7 protein-coding genes and 3 pseudogenes are annotated in these 6,491 nt (G+C 62.3%); 3 read left to right on the top strand and 7 right to left on the bottom strand.

The features are described from left to right. A partial coding sequence (locus tag EN932_RS25625; protein WP_128369152.1) for a Kazal-type serine protease inhibitor domain-containing protein occupies positions 1 to 276 on the top strand: 276 nt, incomplete at its 5' end. A gap of 45 nt (positions 277 to 321) precedes the next feature. On the opposite strand, the pseudogene EN932_RS25620 reads toward EN932_RS25625, so the two are convergent. After that, positions 322 to 748, bottom strand: a pseudogene (locus tag EN932_RS25620) (EAL domain-containing protein); the annotation flags it as partial. Between the two features lie 195 nt (positions 749 to 943). On the opposite strand from EN932_RS25620, the gene EN932_RS25615 reads away from it, so the two are divergent. Continuing rightward, entirely contained in the window at positions 944 to 2,566 is a 1,623-nt protein-coding gene (locus tag EN932_RS25615; protein WP_245460944.1) for a sulfotransferase, read from the top strand. A gap of 145 nt (positions 2,567 to 2,711) precedes the next feature. Here the strand turns inward: EN932_RS25615 and EN932_RS25610 are convergent, their stop codons facing one another. After that, on the bottom strand, positions 2,712 to 3,065 hold the full coding sequence (locus EN932_RS25610) for a DUF1428 domain-containing protein (protein ID WP_127384780.1): 354 nt from the start codon (positions 3,063 to 3,065) through the stop codon (positions 2,712 to 2,714). A gap of 74 nt (positions 3,066 to 3,139) precedes the next feature. Beyond that, entirely contained in the window at positions 3,140 to 3,568 is a 429-nt protein-coding gene (locus tag EN932_RS25605; protein WP_013530024.1) for a glyoxalase/bleomycin resistance/extradiol dioxygenase family protein, read from the bottom strand. A 237-nt stretch (positions 3,569 to 3,805) separates the two neighbouring features. Here EN932_RS25605 and EN932_RS25600 point away from each other — a divergent pair, with 237 nt between their 5' ends. Beyond that, positions 3,806 to 4,420 (top strand): glutathione S-transferase, encoded by a 615-nt coding sequence (locus tag EN932_RS25600; RefSeq protein WP_127368779.1) that lies wholly within the window; start codon positions 3,806 to 3,808, stop codon positions 4,418 to 4,420. Positions 4,421 to 4,436: 16 nt separating this feature from the next. Here EN932_RS25600 and EN932_RS25595 read toward each other — a convergent pair whose 3' ends face one another. The 4 genes and pseudogenes from EN932_RS25595 to EN932_RS25580 all read right to left on the bottom strand — a co-directional run. Next, on the bottom strand, positions 4,437 to 4,595 hold the full coding sequence (locus EN932_RS25595; protein ID WP_013530026.1) for a hypothetical protein: 159 nt from the start codon (positions 4,593 to 4,595) through the stop codon (positions 4,437 to 4,439). Between the two features lie 209 nt (positions 4,596 to 4,804). Next, positions 4,805 to 5,038: pseudogene (locus EN932_RS39075) on the bottom strand (HigA family addiction module antitoxin); the annotation flags it as partial. A 12-nt stretch (positions 5,039 to 5,050) separates the two neighbouring features. Further along, positions 5,051 to 5,330: pseudogene (locus tag EN932_RS25585) on the bottom strand (type II toxin-antitoxin system RelE/ParE family toxin). A gap of 128 nt (positions 5,331 to 5,458) precedes the next feature. Continuing rightward, a partial coding sequence (locus EN932_RS25580; protein WP_164890618.1) for an ATP-binding cassette domain-containing protein occupies positions 5,459 to 6,491 on the bottom strand: 1,033 nt, incomplete at its 5' end.

Here is a 6,491-nt window from a genome sequence, read left to right as displayed (position 1 = left end):
AAGCAGTACGAGCCGGTCTGTGCCCGGCGCGGCGGCGATCGCCAGACCTTCGCCAATGCCTGTCTTGCCGACCGGGCCGGCTACCGCATCGTGCGCGACGGTCCGTGCCGCGACGGTGGCGGCGGTGGCGGCGGCGGCGGTGGTGAAGAGCAGACGTTCTGCACCCGCGAATATGCGCCGGTGTGCGCGCGCCGGCATGGCGAAATGCGCACCTTCCCCAATTCCTGCGAAGCCCGTGCCGCGGACTATCGCGTCGTTGGCGACGGGCCGTGCTGAGAACGCTGCGCCTCGTTGAGGACGACAATCATCAAGCCGTCGGTTTCACCGGCGACAGTCGGCGACGAACTCGGACGCGGGCATGGGTCTGGCAAACAGCCGGCCCTGGCCGTAGTCGACGTCGCGCGCCGCGAGGTAGTCGGCCTGCGCCTGCGTTTCCCCGTCTTCGGGCAATGATCTTCAGCTTTAGTGTCTTGGCCATGTCGATGATATGCGCGGTGACGGAATTGGTGGCGGAATTCGTGCTGATCGTATCGATGAACGATTTGTCGATTATGAGCGCATCGAGCGGCAGCCCCTCGAGATAGGACAGGCTGGAGTAGCCGGTGCCGAAGTCGTCGATTGCCACTGCGTGGCCAAGTTCGCGGGCACGAACGAGCGTTGAGCGGGCCGAGTTGATATCGATGAACGCGCGCTCCGTGGCCTCGAGCCAGATTTGCTGGGGCCGGATCGCGGTGTGCTGATTTGATCTTTCCGCACCGACGAAAGGATGAGACAGCAAGCGAAGCCTTGAACCTGCGGCGCCGATGGCCTAGATCGCCACAGGCGGATAAAACACGGTAGGTTTCCCATCAACAGAGATCAAAGACGAGCGGCGGGTGCGGGAGCCAGGTCTGGCGCAGGCGGACAGCCGCCGCTGGGCCTCGACCAGTATGTGCAGCAGGCGTTGCAACTGCATCAGGCCGGGCGCCGGCAAGAGGCTGAGACGATCTACCGGCAGGTGCTGGCGCGTCAGCCCAAGCACGCGGCCGCGGCGCATTTCCTGGGACTGCTGCTCCACCAGACCGGGCGCAGCGAAGAAGGGCTGGATCTCATCGAACGGTCGGTGAGCCTGCAGCCGACGAATCCCGATTTCCTCAACAATTTCGGTACGGTGATGCGCGACCTCGGCCGCCCTGCTGCGGCCATCGATTTCTTTCGCGGCGCAGTAGATCTGCGGCCGGACCAACTCGCGGCGCGCGACAATCTCGGCTCATCGCTGAAACAGGTCGGCCAGTTCGAAGAGGCCGAAGAGATTTATCGCGGCACGGTTGCACGCAACCCATTTCATGTGCGCGCCCGCATCGGGCTTGCCGAAACCCTGCAGGAAGCCGGGCGGCTGGATGAGGCGCTGGCTGCCTTCCGCGAAGCGCTGGCGATCCGACCCAAGGATGCCGACCTGCTGCACGGGCTCGGCGTCGGGTTGATGGAAAAGGGCAAGCTCGACGAGGCGGCCGACCTGTTCCGGCAGGCGTTGGCGATCAACCCCGCCATGGCCACAGCCTGGCTGATGCTGACGCAGGTCAAGCGCCAGAAGGAGCGCGACAGCGAGCTTGGGGGCATGGAAGCCCAGCATACCAAGGCGCCGCAGGACAGCCTGGCGCGCATGCAGCTGTCCTTCGGACTCGGCAAGGCGAATGACGATCTCAAGGATTATGGCCGGGCCTTCGACTATTTCGCCGAGGGCAATGCGATCCGCCGCAAAGGCATCGACTACGACCAGGCCAGGACGCGGGCCGAGTTCGAGGCGATGAAGGCCACCTTCGATGCCGGCTTCTTCGAGAAGCACAGTCCCAGCTCAATCAGCGACGACACGCCGATCTTCATTGTCGGCATGCCGCGTTCGGGCACGACGCTGGTCGAGCAGATCATTGCCAGCCATCCGCAGGTCTATGGCGCAGGCGAGCTCAGCATATTGAAGAAGGCGGTCGGCAGGCAGTTCCCGGCGACTATGCCGGGTGGCTTCCCATGGGGCGTATCGGATACGGGCGATTCGGATTTTGCCGAGGCAGGCCAAGCCTATCTCGACATGCTCCATGCCCGCTATCCGAACATGCGCCACGTCACCGACAAAATGCCGGGCAACTTCCTGCTTGTCGGCTTCATCCACATGATGATGCCCAAGGCCAGGATCATCCACTGCGCGCGCGATGCGGCGGCCACCTGCCTGTCGATCTACAAGGTGCATTTCCGCGGTGACAGCCATCGCTATGGCTACGATCTCGGCGAGCTCGCCGACTTCCACAATCTCTACACCGACATCATGAAGCATTGGCACACGGTGCTGCCAGGCGTCGTGCACGATGTACGCTACGAGGATTTTGTCGCCGACCAGGAAGGCCAGACGCGGGCATTGATCGCCCATCTCGGCCTGCCCTGGGACGACGCGGCACTATCGTTCCACGAGACCGACCGACCGGTGCGCACGGCTTCAGCCGCACAGGTGCGCCAGCCGATGTATCAGGGGTCGGTCGATCTATGGAAGCGCTATGGTGACCGGCTGAAGCCGCTTCTGGACAGGCTGGATTAGCGCAACGCTCTCTAGCTGATCGTGGCCTTAGAGATTGGCCTAAGCACCCGCGTCGTCATCCTAAGGCCTTCGCGACGGAGCTTTGCTCCTGCTTCGTCCTAGGATGACGAAGCTGAGGGGCTTCTGCCAATCTGCTACCGGCTGCTCAAAGCTCTATGAATGGCTTGAAGCCACCGAAGATCATGCGCTTCCCGTCGAACGGCATGTCCGCCCAATCGGCCTTCAGGCGCGGATCTGCCATCACTTTGGCCATGACGGCATCGCGGCTCTCCCGCGACTCATAGACGGCCCAGGCGAAGACGACGATCTCGTCGTCCTTGGCCTGCACGGCGCGCGGGAACGAAGTGACCTCGCCATAGGGCACGTCGTCGCCGATGCATTCGACATAGGCGAGCGCGCCGTGTTCCTTCCATATAGGGCCTGCGAGATTGGCCAGCCTCTTGTAGTCATCGAGATTTGCCTTGGGCACGGCAAGCACGAAGCCATCGACATAGGACATTGTGGGTCTCCTCCTGGAAGTTCACAATCCCTCACCGACGCCAGCCGGTGAGGGACTTCGCCATTGGCGATAGATCAGGCTTTCTTGACCGGCGCATTCATCGCCCATTCGACGCCGAACGGGTCGCGCATATTGCCCCACTGGTCACCCCAGAACATGATCTGGAGCGGCACGGCGACTTCGCAGCCGGCATCGACGGCGCGCTTCCACCAGGCTTCGATGTCGTCGCTGCCGAGGTGAAGCTGCATGGTGTAACCCTGCGGCTTGACGGCAGGCATGCCGTTTTCGGGATAGAAGTCGGAGAGCATCAGCGTCGAGCCGTTGATGTGGAGGTGGATGTGCATGGTGCGGCCTTTTTCGTCCGCCGGATAGGCAAAGACCTGCTCGGCACCAAAGGCCTTCTTGTAGAATTCGGCAGCCTTGAAGGCGCCATCCAGCTGCAGATAGGGGGTCAATCCGCCGAGCACTTTGGCCGCGGGCTGAACGGGGGTCTGATCGGTCATCTGTTGTTCCTCTTTGCGTTTGGCCTTGCGAGCCAAAGGACGGATGAGGTGCCGGCGTTCCTACATGGCCGGCAGATTTTTTTGGCCGACCGGCCCTGGACAGGCCACGCAGCCGCAGTTGGACGAGAGGCGTGAAACGAACTTGCGTCGACCGCGCCCAATCAGAGCGCAATTCTCTCGGCTCGCAGGCTAGAACAGATGGATCAGGCGAACGCCTCTTCAAATCCTGGGACGACAATGATCCTCTACTATCAGACCCACTCACCCTTCGCGCGCAAGGCGCTCGTCTTCGCCCACGAGGTTGGCATTGCCGATCGGCTGGAGGTCATTCATCACGAGACCAGTCCGACTTTGCGCAATGCCCACGTCTACGCCGAAAACCCGCTCGGCAAAGTGCCGGTGCTGTTGCGGCCCGACGCGTCGCCGATCTTCGATTCCGATGTCATCTGCGCCTATCTCGACACGCTGCATGACGGTCGCAAGCTGGTGCCGCACGACGGCGAGGCGCGCTGGCAGGCATTGCGGTTGCAGGCGGTCGCCCAGGGCCTGGCGCAGACGGGTATAGCCTTGCGCTGGGAGACGGAAAGGAGACCCGAAAAGTTGCGCTATGGTGCTCTCGCCGACGGATACCGGGAAAAGATCGAGGCGAGCTACGACTGGATCGAGAGCACGCTGGACGACGAGGCGCCGCTCCATATCGGCCACATTGCCTTGGCCACCACGCTGTCCTGGATGGCGTTCCGTCACCTTCCGCCTTTTCGCTCACGGGCACTGCTGACGCGCTGGTTCGAGGCTTTCGAAAAACGCGTATCGATGCAGGCGACGCCGCTTTCGGGCGATACGCATGACTGACTGGCGCCCCGCGAGGTCAGGGGCGGCGGCCGTTTTGCGCATCGAAGACGTCCGGAAACCCGATATCCTTGCGCAGCGAGGCAGGCAGTGAACGCAGGACGCGTTCGCTGCGGTGACGAGCGCGCGCTGCCGCATACCGGGTTGCGATGCGACCGATGGACGAAAGAACCGACATGATAATTCTCCCTGGGTTGGGCCGGCATCATCGTGTCGGCATCCCAAGGACGCGACGGGCTGAGGCTATCCGACAGACCGCCGAGATTTTTTTATCGCTAGCTCCGCAGCCTGCTTGAAGCGGGTTGTTGCTAACGCGATTACTTCAGGCCGCGGTTGTAGACGTTCGATTGTTTCAAGATCGGCCTTCTTCGCCTCTCCCTCTACGGCGAGGTCGTAGCTCGCCTGCATATTCATCCAGAACTGCGGCGTGGTTCCGAAGAACTTCGCAAGGCGCAAAGCGGTGTCGGGCGTTACCGGTGTCGTCTCGCTGGCCAGGCGCTCGATGCGTGTGCGGGGCACATGCAGCTTTTTGGCCAGCGTGTAAGGCTTCAGATTGAGCGGCACGAGATATTCCTCACGGAGAATTTCTCCGGGATGGATAGGTGGGTTGATGTTCAGCATTTTGAACCCTCTTCAATGATAGTCGGTGATTTCAACATCCTCCGCTTGCCCTTCCACCCACCGAAAGCAGACGCGGAATTGATCGTTGATGCGGATCGAATGCTGGCCCGCACGGTTACCTTTCAGCGGCTCAAGCCTGTTGCCGGGAGGTCTTCAGATCCGACAGTTCGGCGGCGTTGTCGATCATGAACAGCTTCCGCTGGGCTGAGCGGACAAGGTCCGATGGGAAGCCCTTCGGAGCCTTGCCGTTCGAAACGGCTTCGCTGGTCTTGTCTTTGAAGGAGCGTATCATCTTGCCGACCCGAGTGGCGTACCATGGCATGATACGCTTCGGAAGTCAAGAAGACGTCTCGTAACATGATACGAAACTCCGGCCTGCGCTCGACAGGCCGGAACTTCATCGGCAGTTTTGTTCACCGATTAGCCAGCGCCCTCCGCCACCGAGCGGAAGAAATCCTCTGGGTCTTCGACTTCGGTCAGCCGCCGTTTCTCGATCAGCCAGAAGCGGTTGCCGATGGCGCGGATGAAGGAGCGGTCGTGCGAGGCGAGCACACAGCTTGCCTGATGTGCCAGCAGTTCCGCTTCCAGGGCTTCCTGGCCGTCGATGTCGAGATGGTTGGTCGGCTCGTCCAGCAGATAGAAGTTGGGATTGGCGAGCCTCAGCGCCAGCATCATCAGCCGCGCCTTCTGGCCGCCGGACAGCGCACCGATCTTTTTCTCCTGCATCTCGATGACCACGCCGGCGCCTGCCAGCAGCGAGCGGGCACGCTGCTCGCCGACATCGTAGCGGCGCGAGACCAGCATCAGCGGCGTGTCGTCGCCGCTGATGCCCGACAGCGCCTGGTCGCTGTAGCCTAGCACCGTCGACGGCGTCACCTTCACATTCGGCACCGTGTCCGGTTCGACAATGGCATTGCGGATCAGGGTGACGAAGCGCGACTTGCCGACGCCGTTGCGGCCGAGCAGCACGATGCGGTCGCCCTGGCAGATATGGCGCTTGCCGGTTCGAAACAGCGGGGTGCCGTCGGGTGTTTCCACAGCCGCGTCGTCGAGCGTGATCAGCACCTTGGCGTGGGTGCCGCGATTGGCCAGTTTTATGGCACCCGCCGACTTTTCGCGGTGCGCCGGTACGGCCGCTTCTTCCAGTTTTTCGGCCCGCAGGTTGAGCTGCTTGGTCTTCACCGTCAAAAGGTCGCTGCCCGAATTGATGCCGATGTTGTTGAGCTTGGCCGCCTGCCGGCGCAATTGCTGCGCCACCTTCATGTCGCGCTGGAACTTGCGCTCGGTCGAAGCATCGACCTCGTCGAGCGCCTGCCTGGCGCGGGAGTAGGGCAGGGCAAACACCGGCGACTGTTCCGGGCGCAGGAATAGGGTCCGGTTGGTGGTGGCGTCGAGGAAGGCGCGGTCGTGGCTGGCGATGACGACGGGCACCTCGCGCGGCAGCGTGTTCAGC

Source organism: Mesorhizobium sp. M7A.F.Ca.US.002.01.1.1 (assembly GCF_004022955.1).
Classification (GTDB): domain Bacteria; phylum Pseudomonadota; class Alphaproteobacteria; order Rhizobiales; family Rhizobiaceae; genus Mesorhizobium; species Mesorhizobium ciceri.
Note: the sequence above shows the minus strand (reverse complement) of the source record. Positions and strands in the feature narration are given on the sequence as shown.